Here is a 19,290-nt window from a genome sequence, read left to right as displayed (position 1 = left end):
CCTGGAACGAAGATTAAATTATAAGTCGTCGAACACGCTTAACGCATCTGCAAGCTTTTTAACGCCAAAAACCTGCATTCCTTCCGGTACTTTTTTCGGTACGTTGGCGGCAGGCACAATCGCCCGGCGGAAGCCGTGCTTCGCCGCTTCCGAAATACGTTCCTGACCACTGGGAACCGGGCGGATTTCGCCTGCCAGCCCCACTTCACCAAAGACGACTAAATCCTGCGGTAGCGGTCTGTCGCGTAAGCTGGAAACCATCGCCAGCAGCAGCGCCAGGTCGGCACTGGTTTCAGTGACTTTTACCCCCCCCACCACATTGACGAACACGTCCTGATCCGCCATCTGCAAACCACCGTGGCGGTGCAGTACTGCCAGCAGAATCGCCAGGCGGTTTTGTTCCAGCCCAACCGCCACGCGGCGCGGGTTCGCCATCATAGAATGATCGACCAATGCCTGGATCTCCACCAGTAATGGACGTGTCCCTTCCCAGACCACCATTACTGAGCTGCCGGAGGTGACTTCATCACCGCGACTTAAAAAGATAGCAGAAGGGTTGCTGACTTCACGCAGTCCCTGTTCCGTCATGGCGAAAACGCCAAGTTCATTCACCGCGCCAAAACGGTTCTTATGGCTACGCAGGGTACGAAAACGAGAATCCGCATCGCCGTCGAGCAGTACCGAGCAGTCAATGCAGTGCTCCAGTACCTTTGGCCCGGCCAGCGACCCGTCTTTGGTGACATGGCCGACCATAACAATCGCCACGCCCCGCGTTTTGGCAAAGCGCGTCAGGTAAGCGGCCGTTTCACGTACCTGCGCCACGCTGCCTGGCGAAGACTGAATATCCGCCATATGCATCACCTGAATGGAGTCGATGACCATCAGCTTTGGCTGTTCTTCTTCCGCAATCAGGCAAATCTGCTCGATACTGGTTTCCGACAGCATATTCAGATTCGCCGTCGGCAGACCGAGTCGATGAGCGCGCATCGCTACCTGTTGCAACGATTCTTCCCCCGTGACGTACAGGGTTTTCATCTGCTCGGCAAGCTTACACAACGTTTGTAGCAGCAGCGTCGACTTCCCTGCTCCGGGGTTGCCACCAATCAGAATGGCGCTACCCGGCACCACACCGCCGCCCAGTACGCGATCGAATTCTTTAAAACCGGTAGAGAAACGCGGCAACTCCTCGAGGCTAATATCAGACAGCTTCTGCACCTTTGCGACACCTGCATTCCCGGCGTAGCCGCTGAGTCGCTCGTTACGCGCCACCGTAGGCGACGCCGCAAGACGTACCTCGGTAATGGTGTTCCAGGCCTGACAGGCGCTACATTGCCCCTGCCAGCGCGGGTAATCGGCACCGCATTCATTACATACAAAGGCGCGTTTAGGAGCTTTTGCCACGTTTTACCTCGTTATTTCTGATTCATGCTGCCGGAGAGAATGCAGAACACCCCCATCAGATCAGCGTGACGGATAGTAATCTCCGTCTTTTCATTCACTTTCGGTTTTGCATGGTAGGCGATCCCCAGCCCTGCCGTTTTGATCATCGGCAGATCGTTGGCACCATCGCCGATCGCCACCGTCTGCGCCATCGGGATTTCATACTCTTGCGCCAGGCGTGTCAGGGTATTGGCTTTGTACTGGGCATCGACGATATCGCCAGTCACATTGCCGGTAAATTTCCCGTCCATGATTTCCAGCTCATTCGCCACAACGGCAGTCAGCCGCAGTTTTTCACGCAGGTATTCCGCAAAGAAGGTAAAACCACCGGAGGCAATCGCCACTTTCCATCCCAGCGTTTCCAGCTTCAGCACCAGCTGCGTCAGGCCAGGCATCAGCGGTAAGTTTTCACGAACCTGCATCAGGATATTGGCATCAGCGCCCTTCAGCGTGGCAACGCGGCTGCGCAGGCTGGCGGTAAAATCCAGTTCACCACGCATCGCGCGTTCGGTCACTTCCGCGACCATTTCGCCCGTGCCGGCCAGTTTGGCGATTTCGTCAATACATTCGATCTGGATAGCCGTAGAGTCCATGTCCATCACCAGTAGACCCGGCGTGCGCAGATGCGGGATTTTCCCCAGCGGGGCGACATCCAGTTTGGCATCATGCGCCAGTTTTGTCGCACGCGGCGTTAACGACCCCGCCAGGCGAATCACCTGATAATCCTCGACGCACCAGGCGGCTACGATCACCATCGCCGCGCCCAGTTTGCCCTGGTATTGCGTTAAGCGTTGTTTATCCAGCCCACGACCATACAGCAGCCAGCCACTGCGGCCCGCGTGGTAGTCCAGCGGCATGACTTCATCACCGCTTAAAGAAAGGGGCAGACCTGGCCACAGAGAGACATCTTCAGGTAGATCGCACCAGGTAATGTTAGGCATTAAAGCTCCTGTAAAATCGTTCGGGTCGGAATCATCCAGGGGAAAATAACGCATGAGGCTACCCTGTAACCAGCGCTTCTGGCAACATTAAGCCTCAAATTTTCAGCAGGTGGAATATGGCTCGCGCAAAACTGAAATTCCGACTTCATCGTGCAGTGATTGTATTGTCCTGTCTCGCGTTGCTTGTTGCCCTGATGCAGGGGGCATCCTGGTTTAGTCAAAGCCACCAGCAGCAACGTAATCCGCAGCTGGAAGAACTGGCCCGTACACTGGCCCGCCAGGTCACCTTAAACGTCGCGCCGCTGATGCGTACCGAAACACCGGATGAAAAACGCATCAAAGCCGTACTCACGCAGTTAACGGAGAGTAGCCGTATTCTGGATGCTGGTGTGTACGATGAACAGGGCGATCTGATTACCCGCACCGGTGAGAGCGTCAATGTCCGTGACCGGCTGGCGCTCGATGGCAAAAAAGCCGGGGGCTATTTTAATCAGCAAATCGTTGAGCCCATTCAGGGGAGAAACGGTCCGCTGGGTTATCTGCGACTGACACTCGACACCCACACGCTTGCCACCGAGGCAAAGCAGGTAGACAACACCACCAACATCTTACGCCTGATGCTGCTCCTGTCACTGGCTATTGGCGTAGTCCTCACTCGCACATTATTGCAAGGCAAGCGTACCCGCTGGCAACAATCTCCATTCCTGCTTACCGCCAACAAGCCAGTGCAGGAAGAAGACACCGAGAAAAAAGAGTAATTCAAAGAAAGGAAATCAACCATGACAACACTACGCCTGCTTATCTCTGACTCTCACGATCCCTGGTTTAACCTGGCCGTTGAAGAGTGCATTTTCCGCCAGATGCCCGCCACGCAGCGCGTCCTGTTTTTATGGCGTAACGCCGATACGGTGGTTATTGGCCGGGCGCAAAACCCGTGGAAAGAGTGCAATACCCGACGCATGGAAGAGGATAACGTGCGGTTGGCACGTCGCAGCAGCGGCGGTGGCGCGGTATTTCACGATCTCGGGAATACCTGCTTTACCTTTATGGCCGGCAAACCGGAGTATGACAAAACCATCTCCACTGCTATCGTATTGAATGCGTTGAATTCGCTGGGTGTAAACGCCGATGCCTCCGGACGTAACGATCTGGTGGTCAAAACGGCCGAGGGCGATCGCAAGGTCTCTGGTTCCGCATATCGGGAAACCAAGGATCGTGGATTTCACCACGGAACACTGCTGTTGAATGCCGACCTCAGTCGACTGGCCAACTACCTGAACCCCGATAAAAAGAAACTCGCCGCGAAAGGGATTACCTCCGTCCGCTCGCGAGTTGCCAATTTGACTGAATTGTTACCGGGCATTACCCACGAACAGGTGTGTAAGGCTGTTACAGAAGCCTTTTTTGAACACTACGGCGAACGCGTAGATGCCGAAATTATCTCTCCCGACAAAACACCGGATCTGCCGAATTTTGCCGAAACCTTCGCCCGCCAAAGCAGTTGGGAATGGAATTTTGGTCAGGCCCCCGCCTTCTCACATCTGCTTGATGAGCGCTTTACCTGGGGCGGCGTCGAGCTGCATTTCGACGTCGAAAAAGGCCACATCACCCGTGCACAGGTCTTTACCGACAGTCTCAACCCCGCGCCGTTAGAAGCGCTGGCAGGTCGTCTGCAAGGGTGTCTGTATCGTGCTGATAGGTTGCAACAGGAATGTGAGGCGCTACTGACGGACTTCCCTGAACAAGAAAAAGAGCTGCGAGAATTGTCGGTGTGGATTGCGAGCGCGGTACGTTAGGTCCTCTTTAAGCAAGCCGCTGAATAACCCCCCTGGCTAACGTCAGTTTTTCCAGCATTGCGCGGGCAATTTGTCGAAATCCCGCGCTGATGCGCGCATCATCTGCAACATGCAGCCAGAATGCTTCAGCGAGTGGCAGAGCAAATTCCCACGCGTCTCTGTTTACCGTCGCATCTACTTTTATATCAACCGCTTCAGTACGCAACGAACCCGCTCCAGAGGGGGCAAACGACATCGGCAGCATGTCGTAAACAGGAGCCAGCGCCATAGGCGGAGCGGACAAATAGAACGAAAGATTACCAGCATGCATATCGCTGTTGGCTATCAAGCGACCAAACGCCCAGATTATCTCGGTTTGTTGACTGGAATGTGCATCTATATAGCCCTGTACTGCCAGTTGGCGCGTGACAACAGGCCAGGTTCCCAGTGAGGAGACATACTCACTTTGCAACGCTTCAAGAGAGACTACCTGCCGCCTGCCGCGTACGCCTGCGCAATCAAACCTGATGCTTTCCAGAAATACCTGCCCTGCATCACTACAATAAGCCGTGGCGTGACTTGCAGAAACATTCGCCCCCTCCAGCACCGATAGCGCAATAGATTCGGCAATCAGCAGATCGCTCCAGCGCTCAGAAATAATGCTCCGCTCCCGCGCACTGAATTTAACCAACGCATTTTTATTTCCTTGCTCCGTCTGCACAAAACAGGCGAATTTAGGCTGCTCACCACCGGCAGAGGAACCGATAACTTCACCAGCTAACGCATCCTCTGCGAGCTGTTGAAAACGCGTAATTTTATCGGAGTGGGCAATGACGATCGGTTCTGGCGCGTCGACCCAACGCTGGTAATTATCTTCACCGATGATCCATCCTCCCGCATTTTCACCCGCATACGTACGCAGTGCGTACAGCACTTCATCCTCTTGCCACAAACGAATATCATCCGGCAGGTTGGTATGTTGTGCGACAGCTCTTCCCCAGGCTCGTCCAAGGAAGCCCTGCGGTCTCAGATCGGTGAGATACCACGGCAGACCATCAAACCACTGCCATTCTCCAGAAGACAACGCGACCAGACAGCTCCCCTGCGGCCAACAGGGGTAAATAACGCCAAACTTACAGGCACTCCCTTGTGCATCGACCAGCCACAACGGAAACGACGTTACACCACGAATCGGTTTAATGAGCGCATAGCGTGTTGCCCGGGCTTTACCAAACTGCATGACCTCTTCATGCATTGATACAAGACGAGAAAAGGTTGCCTGGCTGATTGCCAGCGACTGTCGTAGTTCAGGTGCTGAACGTGGCCCCTGGAGTAGCAAATCGGTTAACGCGCTCATTAATGAATAGATTCATGAATAGATAATTGAATACATTAAATGGTATAGCTAATTAATTTGTCAATATAAAATGGAATCAAGGAAGGGATTGATGAATGGATACTTGAAAGAAAAAGGGGCAAATGATGCCCCTTATAGAAAACTTACTCTTTATCGCCCAGCAGAACGGATTCCAGTGCGATTTTAATCATGTCGTTGAAGGTCGTCTGACGTTCAGCGGCAGTGGTCTGCTCGTGGGTACGGATATGGTCGGACACGGTGCAGATGGTCAGCGCTTTCGCACCAAATTCAGCCGCAACGCCATAGATACCCGCCGCTTCCATTTCCACGCCCAGTACGCCGTACTTTTCCATCACGTCGAACATTTCGCCGTCCGGAGAGTAGAACAGGTCAGCGGAGAACAGGTTGCCCACACGCGCGTCAACGCCCAGCGCTTTTGCCGCATCAACAGCGTTACGCACCATGTCGAAATCAGCGATAGCTGCAAAGTCATGATCTTTAAAGCGGATACGGTTAACTTTGGAGTCAGTGCAGGCCCCCATACCGATAACCACGTCACGCAGTTTGACGTCCATACGCACAGCGCCACAGGAGCCTACGCGAATGATTTTCTTCACGCCGAAATCAGTGATCAGCTCTTTGGTGTAGATAGAGCAGGACGGGATACCCATACCGTGACCCATAACAGAGATCTTACGGCCTTTGTAAGTCCCGGTGAAACCTAACATGCCGCGAACGTTGTTTACTTCACGGACATCTTCGAGGAAAGTTTCAGCAATGTGCTTCGCACGCAGTGGGTCGCCCGGCATCAAAACGACGTCAGCGAAATCACCCATTTCTGCATTAATATGTGGAGTTGCCATCTTCAGTTCCCTTTTAATTTGTTGTTTTTGCCGGGTGGCGCAATGCCGCCCGGCAATCAATTACAGCATGTTTTTACCGTAGTCCATTGGCGACGTACCGAAGTAGCTCGCCAGCGTCTGACCGATATCCGCGAAGGTTTCACGGTGGCCTAAAGATCCCGGTTTCACTTTCGGGCCGTAAACCAGTACCGGAATGTGTTCACGGGTGTGGTCAGTACCGGTCCAGCTCGGATCGCAGCCGTGGTCAGCGGTCAGGATCAGAATGTCATCTTCACCCACCAGCTCCATCAACTCTGGCAGACGGCGGTCGAACAACTCCAGACCGGCAGCATAGCCAGCGATATCGCGACGGTGGCCCCAGGAAGAATCGAAATCAACAAAGTTAGTGAAGACGATTGTCTTATCACCCGCTTCTTTCATCTCTTTGATGGTGGCGTCGAACAGCGCGTCCAGACCGGTTGCTTTCACTTTTTTAGTGATACCGCAGTTCGCGTAGATGTCCGCAATCTTACCAACGGACACGACATGACCTTTTTTCTCATCGACCAGTTTCTGCAGTACCGTCGGCGCTGGCGGCTCAACAGCCAGATCGTGACGGTTACCGGTACGCTGGAAGTTACCGGCCTTGTCACCGATAAACGGACGCGCGATAACACGGCCAATGTTGTAGCCGCCTTCGGTCAACTCTTCGCGTGCGATTTCACACAGTTCGTAGAGTTTATCCAGGCCAAAGGTTTCTTCATGGCAGGCGATCTGGAACACGGAGTCAGCAGAGGTATAGAAAATCGGCTTGCCGGTTTTCATATGTTCTTCGCCCAACTGGTCCAGAATTACCGTACCGGAAGAGTGGCAGTTGCCGAGGTAACCAGGCAGGTTGGCACGTTTTACCAGTTTATCCAGCAATTCTTGTGGGAAGCTGTTCTCATGATCGGAGAAATATCCCCAGTCAAACAGAACCGGCACACCGGCGATTTCCCAGTGGCCAGACGGCGTGTCTTTGCCGGAAGAGAGTTCATGTGCCCATGCGTAGGCACCAATCACTTCTGCATTACCATCCATCCCGGCAGCAACTTTACCGGTAGAACCTTCGTGAGCTTTCACCAGGCCCAGACGGGTCAGGTTAGGCAAATTCAGCGGACCTTTGCGACCATTGTCAGCTTCGCCTTTCGCACAAGCTTCTGCAATATGTCCCATAGTGTCTGAGCCTACGTCGCCAAAGCGATCCGCATCTTCAGTCGCACCAATACCAAAGGAGTCCAGCACCATAATAAATGCACGTTTCATCTTGTTCTCCACACATCTGCGCCGCAAAAAAGCGATCAGATCAGTATACAGTTATTCGGTTATACGACGATAGACTGTCGGTGTAATTTCTGGCGCGTTGTCGTCAAGCCTGATTGCCGCTTTGACCGCTTTCGCCGCGTCCTGCCAGCTGGCTTCGTCTTTGGCGTGGATTACCGCCAGCGGACGCTGACCGTCCACGCTGTCGCCCAGACGCGCCATGTCGGTGAAACCAACGCTGTAATCAATGGTGTCCGAAGCCTGACGGCGACCGCCGCCCATGGAAACAACCGCCATACCCAGCGCACGGGTATCCATTGCGCTGACAAAACCTTCGGTATCAGCATATACCGCTTTGCTGAGCATTGCCGTCGGCAGGTACTTCGCATAGTTTTCCACGAAGTCGGTTGGGCCTTTCTGCGCCGCAACCATGCGGCCAAAAATTTCTGCCGCTTTACCGTTATCCAGCACCGCCTGCAGCTTCGCGCGGGCTTCAGCATCATCTTTCGCCAGTTTGCCGGAGATCAGCATTTCCACGCACAGCGCCATGGTGACGTCTAACAAACGCGGATTGCGGTATTCGCCGGTCAGGAACTGCACAGCTTCACGGACTTCAACCGCGTTACCGGCGCTGGAAGCCAGCACCTGGTTCATATCCGTTAACAGTGCGGTGGTACGCACGCCTGCACCGTTCGCCACACCGACAATCGCTTCGGCAAGGGCTTCTGAAAGTTCATAGGTCGGCATAAAGGCGCCACTGCCGACTTTGACGTCCATCACCAGCGCATCCAGCCCTTCCGCCAGCTTTTTAGCCAGGATGGAACCGGTGATCAACGGAATGGAATCCACCGTCGCGGTAATATCGCGGGTGGCATAAAAACGTTTGTCCGCCGGTGCGAGCGAACTGGTTTGTCCAATTATCGCCACACCCACGTCTTTAATAATTTCACGGAAACGCGCGTCGTCCGGGAAGATATCAAATCCCGGAATGGCTTCCAGTTTATCCAGCGTACCGCCGGTATGACCCAGGCCTCGCCCGGAAATCATCGGGATGTAGCCGCCGCATGCTGCGACCATCGGGCCTAACATCAGTGACGTCACGTCACCTACACCACCGGTAGAGTGTTTATCCACAATCGGGCCGTTCAGCTGCAAACTTTTCCAGTCCAGCACGGTTCCTGAATCACGCATTGCCATGGTCAGCGAGACACGCTCTGGCATTGTCATATCGTGGAAGAAAATGGTCATCGCCAGGGCGGCGATTTGCCCTTCAGAGATGGTGTTGTCGCGAATACCGTTAATAAAGAAACGAATTTCTTCATCACTCAGCGCATGACCATCACGTTTTTTACGAATAATTTCTTGTGCGAGAAACAAGGTAACCTCCCGATTATGGGCCGGGAAAGCACTGTGCTCCCCGGCGGGTCGTATTGATGCCGGATGGCAGCTAGCGCCTGATCCGGCCTACGATGGGCAATGAAAACTTAGTAGCTGCTTGCGCTCTTACCGTCGCCGTGACCCAGCGCTTTCAGCAGGCTAGCCAGCAGGCTGGATGCGCCAAAACGGTAGTGACGGGAATCGGCCCAGTCAGCGCCAAACAGTTCATCGGCAATCGCCAGGAACTGCTGCGCATCTTCAGCGGTACGCACACCACCAGCCGGTTTGAAACCAACAGTTTTAGAAACACCCATATCGCGGATCACTTCCATCATGATGCGTGCGCTTTCCGGCGTCGCATTGACCGGTACTTTACCGGTAGAGGTTTTGATGAAATCAGCACCGGCTTTGATGGAGATTTCAGATGCTTTACGAATCAGAGCTTCTTCTTTCAATTCGCCAGTTTCGATGATCACTTTCAGCAGCACATTGGCTGCTGCGCACGCGTCTTTACAGGCTTTAACCAGATCGAAACCAATCTGCTCATTGCCTGCGATCAGTGCACGATACGGGAATACCACATCAACTTCGTCTGCACCGTAGGCAATCGCGGCGCGAGTTTCTGCCAGCGCGATCTCGATATCGTCGTTGCCATGCGGGAAGTTAGTAACGGTGGCAATACGGATGTCCGGTGTGCCCTGCTCGTTCAGCGTCTTACGCGCAATAGGGATGAAACGCGGATAGATGCAGATTGCCGCCGTGTTACCTACCGGGGTTTTTGCCTGATGACACAGCGCGATCACTTTTTCATTGGTGTCGTCGTCATTCAGGGTGGTCAGGTCCATCAGTTTCAGGGCACGCAGGCTGCTTGCTGTTAAATCGGTCATAACATTCTCCAACGGCATCGCCGTATAAAATTTCACCTTGCGAGTTTGTTAGTATTCTAACATCCGCTCGCTATCACACTTCGATATACATCACAGTTAATGAAAACCACATACAGATTTGCATTACTCTAATGAGATCTACTTCAAATAAATGACCTTTACTGGCGGCGTGCGGTGACATCAGGCGCATCCGGATCAAAGGTTGGCGCTGCGTTGCTTCCTACAATGGCGCTTAACCTTCAGTACATAAAGGAACTAACGATGCCCACGTCAAGCGAACTCGCACTGCAACAGCGCTGCCAACAAATCGTGACCAGTCCAGTGCTCAGCCCTGAACAAAAACGTCATTTTCTGGCACTGGAGGCAGAAAACGCTTTGCCGTATCCACAGTTGCCTGCTGAAGCACGCCAGGCGCTGGATGACGGGGTTATCTGCGACATGTACGAAGGTCATGCCCCGTTCAAACCGCGCTATATTTTACCCGACTACGCGCGTTTTCTGGCCAACGGTTCATCATGGCTGGAACTGGAAGGAGCAGAGGATCTCGATGACGCATTATCCTTACTCACCATTCTTTACCACCACGTCCCGTCAGTGACGTCGATGCCAGTGTACCTCGGTCAACTCGATGCGTTGCTGCAACCGTATGTTAAAATTCTAACACAAGACGAGATCGATATTCGAATAAAACGTTTCTGGCGTTATCTCGACAGAACGCTGCCTGATGCATTTATGCACGCCAATATCGGTCCTGCCGACACGCCTGTAACACGGGCAATTTTACGCGCAGATGCAGAGTTAAAGCAGGTTTCGCCCAATCTGACATTTATTTATGATCCGCAAATTACTCCTGATGATCTACTGCTCAACGTCGCGAAAAATATCTGCGAATGCAGTAAACCGCACATTTCTAACGGCCCTGAAAATGATAAAATTTTCACAAAAGGCCACTATGGCGTCGTCAGTTGTTACAACTCACTGCCGCTGGCGGGCGGTGGAAGCACACTGGTCAGACTCAATCTGAAAGCCATTGCAGAACGCAGCACCTCTGTCGATGACTTCTTTACGCGCACCCTACCGCATTACTGCCAACAGCAAATCGCCATCATTGATTCACGATGTGAATTCCTCTACGAGAAATCACATTTCTTTGAGAATAGCTTCCTGGTACAGGAAGGGTTGATCGATCCCGAACGTTTTGTGCCGATGTTTGGCATGTATGGCCTGGCAGAAGCCGTAAACCTGCTGTGTGAGCAAGCAGGACACAACGCGCGTTACGGCAAAGAGGAGTACGCTAACCAGCTTGGTTATCGTATTAGTGCCCAGCTCGCCAACTTTGTTAACAACACACCGGTGAAATATGGCTGGAAGCAGCGCGCGATGCTGCATGCGCAGTCAGGCATCAGTTCTGATATCGGCACCACGCCGGGCGCGCGTCTGCCATATGGTGATGAACCCGATCCCATCACCCATCTGCAAACCGTCGCGCCGCATCATGCGTATTATCACGCCGGGATCAGCGATATTCTCACGCTGGACGAAACCATCAAACGTAACCCACAGGCGCTGGTACAACTTTGCCTCGGCGCGTTCAACGCCGGTATGCGTGAGTTTACCGCCAACGTGAGCGGCAACGATCTGGTTCGCGTCACCGGCTATATGGTGCGCCTGTCGGATCTGGAAAAATACCGTACCGAAGGTTCACGTACCAACACCACCTGGCTGGGCGAAGAAGCCGCGCGCAATACGCGTATTCTGGAACGACAACCTCGTGTGATTAGTCATGAACAGCAGATGCGCTTCAGTAAGTAAGCTGATTCCCTTCTCCTGCGTCGACGGGCCAGGCAGTCGTCTGGCCCTGTTCCTGCAGGGGTGCAATCTGCGCTGTAAAAATTGCCACAATCCGTGGACGATGGGCCGCTGCAACGATTGCGGGGAATGTGTGCTGCATTGCCCGCATGAAGCGTTAAGTCTGAGCGCGGGAAAAGTAGGGTGGCAATCTGATATTTGCCAGCAATGCGACACCTGCCTGCATATGTGTCCTCAGCAGGCCACGCCGATGACGCTGACCATGAGCGTGGATGAGGTGCTGCAGCATGTTCGTAAAGCCTCGCCGTTTATTGAAGGAATGACGGTCAGCGGTGGTGAGGCGACAACACAGTTACCATTTATTATTGCGCTATTTGGTGCGATCAAAAGCGATCCGCATCTGCAGCATCTCACCTGCCTGGTAGACAGTAACGGCATGCTGAGCGAAACCGGCTGGCAAAAGTTGCTACCGGTTTGTGACGGTGCAATGCTCGATCTAAAGGCCTGGGATAGCGCATGTCATCTGCAACTGACAGGGCGTGATAATGCTCTGATTAAAAACAGTATTATTTTTCTGGCAGACCAGGGAAAACTCGCAGAATTACGCCTGTTGGTGATCCCCGGTCAGGTAGACTATCTGCAACACATTGACCCGCTGTCTGCGTTTATTCATCGCTTAGGTAACGTGCCTGTGCGGCTTAATGCCTTTCATGCGCATGGGGTGTATGGCGACGCGCAATCCTGGCCGGGTGCCACGCCGGGAGATGTGGAGCAACTGGCAAATGCGTTACGCAAGCGTGGCGTGGATAATTTGATCTTCCCGGCGCTGTACCTGTGATTGCCGGATGCGACGACATCATTTGTAGGCTGGATAAGGCGCAGCCGCCATCTGGCACTCAACAATCACACATCAAACAACGCCGTCGTATTGCGATACAGCGCGTCAGCAATCACATCCGTAGGTTCAGAGCGCAGTTCGCATAATGCGGTAAAAACTCTGACCACCTGCTCAGGACGATTAGGCTGGCCCTGAAAACCGTTAAGCGGCATATCCGGCGCATCGGTTTCCAACAGCAGCGATTCCAGCGGCAATGTCGCCATCACCTCACGCGTTTTGCTGGCGCGTGGATAGGTGATGGTCCCACCAACACCGAGCTTGTACCCCAGTTGTACAAAACGCGTTGCCTGTTGCAGGCTTCCGGCAAAGCCATGCACCACACCGGTTCGCGGGAGAGCATGGCGTTTAAGATGCATAGCCAACTTGTCATGGGTACGGCGCGAATGGAGGATCACCGGAAGATCGTAACGCTTCGCCAGCTTAAGCTGTGCTTCCAGCACCCTTTCCTGCTTATCAAACTGCGGATCGTCACGCCAGAGATCCAGCCCGATCTCACCGACCGCTACCAGCTTCTGTGGTCGTTGCTCCAATTCCTGTTGCAACCTGTCCAGACCGTCATCATCGTGATCTTCAATAACAATGGGATGCAGACCCAGCGCGGCATACAACGCAGGATAATCTTCCGCTAACGCCAGTACGCGTGAAAAGTTCATCGCCTGCGTTGCCGGAACAATAATATGGTGCACACCGACGTCAGCTGCACGCTGGAGGCTGGCTGGCTCATCGCCGGTAAAGGGGGGGAAATCAAAATGACAATGCGTATCGATAAACCGGGGACTCACGCCAGATCCTCATTTTTAAACGTCGTATCGTTGGCCTGGGGCGCGCTGCTCGCAACGGATGCATGGGCATCGTTGGCAACGGGGGCAGGTGGAACCACCACCGGGCTGGGCACCACAATCTTCGGCGTCTGACGAGGCAACGGCGCGTTTTTCGCCAACAGTTTACCAATAGTTGCCAAAAAATAGCGCCCGCACAGGCGCCCGGTTTTGTAGTCTTCACGCAATGCCGGAATACGGCTCCCCAGTGCCATACTGTGGAGCGGTTTTGGTGGGTAGATCTCAAAGATACGCAGCTTGCCCGGCGGTTTTTCGATAAAGCGCTGAATAGCGCGGTAGCTGGCTTCATGATGTTGAACCAGATTCACCAGCGGCTGCAGACTGCTCTCCCCCAGCCAGCGCTCCATACGTTTGAACCATTGTGGGGTGTAGTACATTTGCGACGGCACGGTGCGGATCACCACCAGCGTTTTCGCCCCTTGCTTCGCCGCCTCCTGAACGGGTATGGCGTCACTGACCCCACCATCCAGATAGTTTACGCCATCCAACACAACCCCTGAACGATAGAATCCCGGAATCGCACTGGATGCGCGAATGAGATCCAGCCAATTGTGCCGGTTCGGCGAAAAATAACCCGGGGTGTAGTCATCTCCCCGGCAGGCGCACATATAAAACGCTTTACCTGCCTCAAACAGGCGCTCCGCATTATCCAGCGCCAGCGGCATCTGCGCAGCGGTGGAGTCCACCAGCCAGTCGAGATCGATGAGATTTCCCCCGCGCACAAACCGCACCGGGTCAAAGAATTCGCGTCGGGTGGTGTAGCGCATGATCACTTTGCGCCCGTAGCCGGGTTGGTTACAGAGATAGGCTGACAGATTTTGCGCGCCAGCAGATGTCCCGTAGAAGAGATCGAAAGGATTAAATTGCGCACGCATGAACTCATCCAGTACGCCGGCAGTAAAGATCCCCCGTTGCCCTCCGCCTTCGCACACCAGCGCCATACTGCCTGGTTGAAATGGACGTAACGATAACGGCGCTATATTACCGAGCGTGACGGGTATTCTCTGCCCCACCTCTGCCTTCCTGTTTTTTTGTAATAGAGCAACAAGGTAACGCAAATTGCCCAGCGCTAAAACCGTAAAAGCCAGTCCAATGGACTGGCATAGTAGCAATTATTCTTTACAGCTAATCCCCAAAATAATTCGAGTTACAGGAAAGCGGCAAGTGCGTGAGTCCCGATGAGCTTACTCTGGTAAGTGATTCGGGTAAGCGCGTGTAGCCAGCGCACCTGTAACTTGAAGAATAAAGGGATACGCTAGGGTCGTTTACGGCCAGTGAATAGGCTGACCAGGAACAGGATAATCCCCACCACAAAAACAATTTTTGCAGCACCTGCTGCGGTACCCGCCAGTCCACCAAATCCCAGAGCGGCGGCAATTAACGCGATAACCAGAAATATGATGCCCCATCGAAACATATGCTTCTCCTTTACCCTAGTTAATGTCGACCGCTTGATATGAGCGCTCAGGCTGCTCATCGGCGATATTTTCAGTGTGGTGCACAATGCGCCTCCCGACAAACGTCAGGAGGACGAATTAAGTCGAATTACTGAGTTTTGAGGTCGTTTTTGACGCTTTTCACGCCATCAATTGCTTTAGCGATACTCTCAGCACGCTCACTTTGCGCCTGTGAATCGACGGTTCCTGAAAGCTGGACCACGCCATCTGTCGTCTCAACTTTCACTTTACGAGAAGGGACGATGTCATCAGCCAACAGCTTGGCTTTCACTTCACTGGTGATAGCCGTATCACCCGCATAGCCTTTTACGGAGGTGTTTTTGCTGTCACGCACATGCAGTTTGTCACTAACGGAGGTCACGCCCTCAACGCCTTTCGCGACGTTAACGGCCTCTTCAGCCTGAGCCTGGCTTTCAACGAACCCACTTAACGTCACCACTTTCTGATCCGTTTTGACGGAGATATCGGTGCTCTTAATGCTTTCGTGGTCCACCAGCGCGGCTTTTACTTTGGCGGTGATGGTGCTGTCATCCATGAAATTACCGACTTTGTTCATAGAGCTATCGACTTTCTGCCCCGCACTTTCGAGCCCGGATTGCGCTTTATCCATTGTGGCGTTTTCTGCATAGGCAGAACCCGTTGCGACAGCGGAAGTCAGCATCACGGCCAGTAGCGTTTTAGAAATCTTAAGTCCTGTCATTGTCATCGATGTATTCCTGTTTGTTGTGCTTATAGCGATGTTCTGCCACATAGCGGTCATAACCAGCAACTAATCTCGTGACTGAAATAAATATCAGCTAAAGAGGCTAAAAAATGCGTAATGATGAGCATTAAAAGCCGATATTTATATCATCACATTGTTAAATATAGTTCACGATTTCGTGGCTGATGCCTGAATTGATTAAAAAACAAACAAAAATCAGGGGATTTAAGAACATTCCGCAAGGGATTTACAAGACAGGAAAAGTTGCAGGGCGCAGTGAGTACCGCGCCCTGGGAGGCAGATTAGTGTTCGCGCGTTTTGCGGAACTGAACGTCAGGGTAACGTTCCTGGGTGAGATTCAGGTTAACCATGGTCGGCGCGATATAGGTAAGGTTGTCCCCACCATCCAGCGCCAGCTGAATTTCGTTTTTACGCTTAAATTCTTCGAATTTTTTCACGTCAGAACACTCTACCCAGCGCGCAGTCGCCACGTTGACCGACTCATAAATCGCTTCAACGTTGTATTCGCTCTTCAGACGAGAAACCACCACGTCGAACTGCAGCACACCGACAGCACCGACGATCAAATCGTTATTGGCGATCGGACGGAAGACCTGCACTGCCCCCTCTTCTGACAGCTGAACCAACCCTTTCAGCAACTGCTTCTGCTTCAACGGATCTTTCAGACGGATACGGCGGAACAGTTCTGGTGCGAAGTTCGGAATACCAGTGAACTTCATCATTTCACCCTGAGTAAAGGTATCGCCGATCTGGATCGTGCCGTGGTTATGCAAACCAAGAATATCGCCAGGATACGCCTCTTCCACATGAGAACGGTCCCCGGCCATAAAGGTCAGCGCATCGGAAATCACCACGTCTTTACCAATACGTACCTGGCGCATTTTCATGCCTTTCTCGTATTTGCCGGAAACCACACGCATGAAAGCGACACGGTCGCGGTGTTTCGGGTCCATGTTGGCCTGAATTTTAAAGACGAAACCGGTGAATTTCTCTTCTGAGGCTTCCACAACGCGGGTATCGGTTTTACGCGGCATCGGTGCAGGCGCCCACTCCACTAAGCCATCCAGCATATGGTCAACGCCGAAGTTACCCAGCGCAGTACCGAAGAAGACTGGAGTGATTTCACCAGCAAGGAACAGTTCATGATCGAACTCATTAGATGCGCCCTGCACCAGTTCCAGCTCGTCACGCAGTTGCTGCGCCAGGTCTTCACCTACAGCAGCGTCAAGTTCAGGGTTATTCAACCCTTTAACAATGCGGACTTCCTGAATCGTATGGCCTTTACCGGTCTGGTACAGATACGTTTCATCTTTGTACAGGTGATAGACGCCCTTGAACAACTTACCGCAGCCAATCGGCCAGGTGATCGGCGCGCAGCCGATTTTCAGTTCGTTCTCGACTTCATCCAACAGCTCCATTGGATCGCGGATATCACGGTCGAGTTTGTTCATAAACGTCAGGATCGGTGTATCACGCAGACGCGTAACTTCCATCAGCTTGCGGGTACGGTCTTCGACCCCTTTCGCGGCGTCGATGACCATCAGGCAGCAGTCGACCGCCGTCAGCGTACGGTAGGTATCTTCGGAGAAGTCTTCGTGCCCCGGGGTATCCAGCAGGTTTACCAGGCAGTCATGATACGGAAATTGCATGACAGACGTGGTAATAGAGATACCACGCTGCTTTTCCATTTCCATCCAGTCAGATTTTGCATGCTGGCTGGAGCCACGGCCTTTTACCGTACCGGCTGTCTGAATTGCCTGTCCGAATAACAGCACCTTTTCAGTAATTGTCGTTTTACCGGCATCCGGGTGAGAAATAATGGCAAAAGTGCGGCGTTTGGCCACCTCTTGCAAATAAGGAGACAACGTCATAGTCAAATCTTCTTAGGTAAGCACGGCATTGTGCCGCGCAAGTTGAATACGAAAAATTGCGGCTATTTTACCCATCAATGGGGGGGAGGCAATCAGTGTTTACACAGGAGCTGCTCCAGTTCGCTTAACGACACGACAGTCCAGGTCGGCTGAATGCCCGCTGGCTGCTCGCGGCGGTGCGTATTTAGCCAGCAGGTGGATAGCCCGGCGTTAATGCCACCAAGAATATCGGACTCTGCCGTGTCGCCCACCATCAGCACGCGGGAACGGTCAGGGTTGCCCGCCTGCTCCAGCGCGTGGTCAAAAATACGGGGATCGGGTTTTGCCACCCCAACCTGCTCAGAAATCACCAGCAGGTCGAAATAGTCGCGCAGGCCCGTACGCTCCAGACGGATTTGCTGTAATGCAGTAAAACCATTGGTAATGATGCCAATCCTGGCTTTACCGCGAATCGCATTAAGCAGCGACACGGCACCCGGTAATGGCGAACAGATTTCTGCCATGGCATTAATAAACGCATCGTTTAGCTGACCGGGCTCAACCTTCAGGCGCTCAGCCCAGCTCTGAAAACGCGCATGCTGCAGCTGTAATGAGGTAATTGCGCCGTTTTGATAATCCACCCACAGCGGTTTATTCACGGCCTGGTAGTCCTGAAAATCTTCAGCGGTAAAGGTGATGCTATAGTCGAGAAACATCCGCTGTAAGCCGGTAAACGAGTCAAACGTAAACAGCGTTTCATCGGCATCAAAGAAAATCCAGTCCCACTTCATCATCATTACACCTTGTCTTACATGCTGATTGGCAATGCCATTATGATGGCATCTTCATGACCATCGGCTGTCGGATAGTAATTGCGCCGAATCGTCGCCTCGTTAAAGCCAAGGCTTTCATACAATGCGATTGCCGCAGCATTCGAGGCGCGAACCTCAAGCCACAGCGTCAGAATACCGCGCTTTTCCAGCTCATCGATCAGGTATTCCAGCAGCTCACGCCCAAGGCCCCGGCGCTGAAAGTCAGGATCAACGGCGATGTTGAACAGCGTAGCTTCATCCAGCACGACCTGCGTAATCGCAAAGGCTGCCATCGTGCCGTCAACGGTCAGTTGAACGTTGAGATAACGATCGCCCTGGTTGCTGGCGAATGTTTTTTCGCTCCACGGAAAGGCGTGTGCGCGTTTTTCAATCTGAAATGCTGCAGGTAAATCAGTCGGTTCGAGGGAAGAAATCGTGTTCATATGCGCAGATTTGTTGCCATAACGCGGCGCGTGCCGCTGGGTTATCCCGTAATTCATTAAACGCCGGACTGGCGACCTGAGCGCCCTCCAGCAGCAGCGGCTCAGTGGTTCCCAGCCGCCAGCTATTACAGCGGCTACCTTGCGGCAGCATGGCGACACGGTCAGGCGTCAGTTGTAAAACCTGATCCGGGCTAACGGTCAATGCGTGTAAAATATCGCTCATTAACGGTTCGGTTAGCGCGGGTAACTGTGCAGCAACCATCACCAAACGGACATGCGCAGGAATTGAAATCGCGATCTCGCCCCGCAGCGCGCCAGGACGGTGCAGCGACCACTGCGTAATGCCCAGTTGCTGTAATTGCCAGTCTCGTCGGGATGTCATAGCGAAACACTCCTGTCTATCAGGGGCGCAAATATAGCAAATTCGTCGAATCAGCGCCAACAAACAACGATACACGTCATCCCGCAGACCGCCTTGATTCAGCTTGAATGATTTTGTGTATATAATCGCACCCTATATAAATTAAGGAGCATTCC

19 protein-coding genes are annotated in these 19,290 nt (G+C 53.0%); 4 read left to right on the top strand and 15 right to left on the bottom strand.

What is annotated here, in order from left to right:
- Positions 1–18 precede the first annotated feature (18 nt).
- Both radA and serB read right to left on the bottom strand, forming a co-directional pair.
- Entirely contained in the window at positions 19–1,401 is a 1,383-nt protein-coding gene (gene radA, locus ACLJXE_RS13095; RefSeq protein ID WP_003829944.1) for a DNA repair protein RadA, read from the bottom strand.
- Positions 1,402–1,412: 11 nt separating this feature from the next.
- The gene (gene serB / locus ACLJXE_RS13090; RefSeq protein ID WP_410751092.1) at positions 1,413–2,381 is read right to left on the bottom strand and encodes a phosphoserine phosphatase; all 969 of its coding nucleotides are present in this window, start codon (positions 2,379–2,381) and stop codon (positions 1,413–1,415) included.
- 116 nt (positions 2,382–2,497) lie between these two features.
- On the opposite strand from serB, the gene ACLJXE_RS13085 reads away from it, so the two are divergent.
- Together ACLJXE_RS13085 and lplA are read left to right on the top strand one after the other, a co-directional pair.
- Complete coding sequence (locus ACLJXE_RS13085) at positions 2,498–3,139, top strand: YtjB family periplasmic protein (RefSeq protein WP_286630673.1); 642 nt, start codon at positions 2,498–2,500, stop codon at positions 3,137–3,139.
- 21 nt (positions 3,140–3,160) lie between these two features.
- Positions 3,161–4,177 (top strand): lipoate--protein ligase LplA, encoded by a 1,017-nt coding sequence (gene lplA, locus ACLJXE_RS13080; RefSeq protein ID WP_410751091.1) that lies wholly within the window; start codon positions 3,161–3,163, stop codon positions 4,175–4,177.
- A gap of 7 nt (positions 4,178–4,184) precedes the next feature.
- Here lplA and yjjJ read toward each other — a convergent pair whose 3' ends face one another.
- The 5 genes from yjjJ to deoC form a co-directional block, all read right to left on the bottom strand.
- Positions 4,185–5,513, bottom strand: coding sequence for a type II toxin-antitoxin system HipA family toxin YjjJ (yjjJ, locus tag ACLJXE_RS13075; protein ID WP_410751090.1), 1,329 nt, complete (start codon positions 5,511–5,513; stop codon positions 4,185–4,187).
- A 143-nt stretch (positions 5,514–5,656) separates the two neighbouring features.
- A complete protein-coding gene (gene deoD / locus ACLJXE_RS13070) occupies positions 5,657–6,376 on the bottom strand; it encodes a purine-nucleoside phosphorylase (protein WP_000224864.1) in 720 nt (239 codons plus the stop codon).
- A gap of 60 nt (positions 6,377–6,436) precedes the next feature.
- Positions 6,437–7,660 (bottom strand): phosphopentomutase, encoded by a 1,224-nt coding sequence (gene deoB, locus ACLJXE_RS13065; protein WP_410751089.1) that lies wholly within the window; start codon positions 7,658–7,660, stop codon positions 6,437–6,439.
- 51 nt (positions 7,661–7,711) lie between these two features.
- Positions 7,712–9,034 carry a thymidine phosphorylase gene (gene deoA, locus ACLJXE_RS13060; protein WP_410751088.1) on the bottom strand — a complete coding sequence of 441 codons (1,323 nt, stop codon included), beginning with the start codon at positions 9,032–9,034 and terminating at the stop codon, positions 7,712–7,714.
- A 107-nt stretch (positions 9,035–9,141) separates the two neighbouring features.
- A complete protein-coding gene (deoC, locus tag ACLJXE_RS13055; protein WP_410751087.1) occupies positions 9,142–9,921 on the bottom strand; it encodes a deoxyribose-phosphate aldolase in 780 nt (259 codons plus the stop codon).
- A 261-nt stretch (positions 9,922–10,182) separates the two neighbouring features.
- Between deoC and ACLJXE_RS13050 the strand changes: the two genes are divergently transcribed.
- Positions 10,183–11,733, top strand: a complete 1,551-nt coding sequence (locus ACLJXE_RS13050) for a YjjI family glycine radical enzyme (protein WP_410751086.1) — start codon at positions 10,183–10,185, stop codon at positions 11,731–11,733.
- A complete protein-coding gene (locus tag ACLJXE_RS13045; RefSeq protein ID WP_410751085.1) occupies positions 11,705–12,568 on the top strand; it encodes a YjjW family glycine radical enzyme activase in 864 nt (287 codons plus the stop codon). Before ACLJXE_RS13050 ends, ACLJXE_RS13045 begins: the two co-directional genes overlap by 29 nt.
- Positions 12,569–12,633: 65 nt before the next feature.
- Here the strand turns inward: ACLJXE_RS13045 and ACLJXE_RS13040 are convergent, their stop codons facing one another.
- From ACLJXE_RS13040 to holD, 8 genes are all read right to left on the bottom strand, one after another.
- On the bottom strand, positions 12,634–13,410 hold the full coding sequence (locus ACLJXE_RS13040; RefSeq protein WP_286630666.1) for a metal-dependent hydrolase: 777 nt from the start codon (positions 13,408–13,410) through the stop codon (positions 12,634–12,636).
- Positions 13,407–14,480 (bottom strand): patatin family protein, encoded by a 1,074-nt coding sequence (locus ACLJXE_RS13035; RefSeq protein ID WP_286630665.1) that lies wholly within the window; start codon positions 14,478–14,480, stop codon positions 13,407–13,409. The genes ACLJXE_RS13040 and ACLJXE_RS13035 overlap by 4 nt, the downstream gene beginning before the upstream one ends.
- Before the next feature lie 242 nt (positions 14,481–14,722).
- On the bottom strand, positions 14,723–14,884 hold the full coding sequence (locus tag ACLJXE_RS13030) for a DUF1328 domain-containing protein (RefSeq protein ID WP_003019081.1): 162 nt from the start codon (positions 14,882–14,884) through the stop codon (positions 14,723–14,725).
- 128 nt (positions 14,885–15,012) lie between these two features.
- The gene (gene osmY / locus ACLJXE_RS13025; RefSeq protein ID WP_410751084.1) at positions 15,013–15,630 is read right to left on the bottom strand and encodes a molecular chaperone OsmY; all 618 of its coding nucleotides are present in this window, start codon (positions 15,628–15,630) and stop codon (positions 15,013–15,015) included.
- A 299-nt stretch (positions 15,631–15,929) separates the two neighbouring features.
- Positions 15,930–17,519, bottom strand: a complete 1,590-nt coding sequence (gene prfC / locus ACLJXE_RS13020) for a peptide chain release factor 3 (RefSeq protein ID WP_016151601.1) — start codon at positions 17,517–17,519, stop codon at positions 15,930–15,932.
- Between the two features lie 92 nt (positions 17,520–17,611).
- A complete protein-coding gene (gene yjjG, locus ACLJXE_RS13015) occupies positions 17,612–18,289 on the bottom strand; it encodes a pyrimidine 5'-nucleotidase (protein WP_410751214.1) in 678 nt (225 codons plus the stop codon).
- 17 nt (positions 18,290–18,306) lie between these two features.
- Positions 18,307–18,753, bottom strand: a complete 447-nt coding sequence (gene rimI / locus ACLJXE_RS13010) for a ribosomal protein S18-alanine N-acetyltransferase (RefSeq protein WP_410751083.1) — start codon at positions 18,751–18,753, stop codon at positions 18,307–18,309.
- Positions 18,722–19,135, bottom strand: coding sequence for a DNA polymerase III subunit psi (gene holD / locus ACLJXE_RS13005; RefSeq protein ID WP_410751082.1), 414 nt, complete (start codon positions 19,133–19,135; stop codon positions 18,722–18,724). Before holD ends, rimI begins: the two co-directional genes overlap by 32 nt.
- Positions 19,136–19,290 lie beyond the last annotated feature (155 nt).

Source organism: Citrobacter sp. U14242 (assembly GCF_046555775.1).
Classification (GTDB): Bacteria; Pseudomonadota; Gammaproteobacteria; order Enterobacterales; family Enterobacteriaceae; genus Citrobacter.
This window is presented reverse-complemented; position numbering and strand designations above follow the sequence as displayed.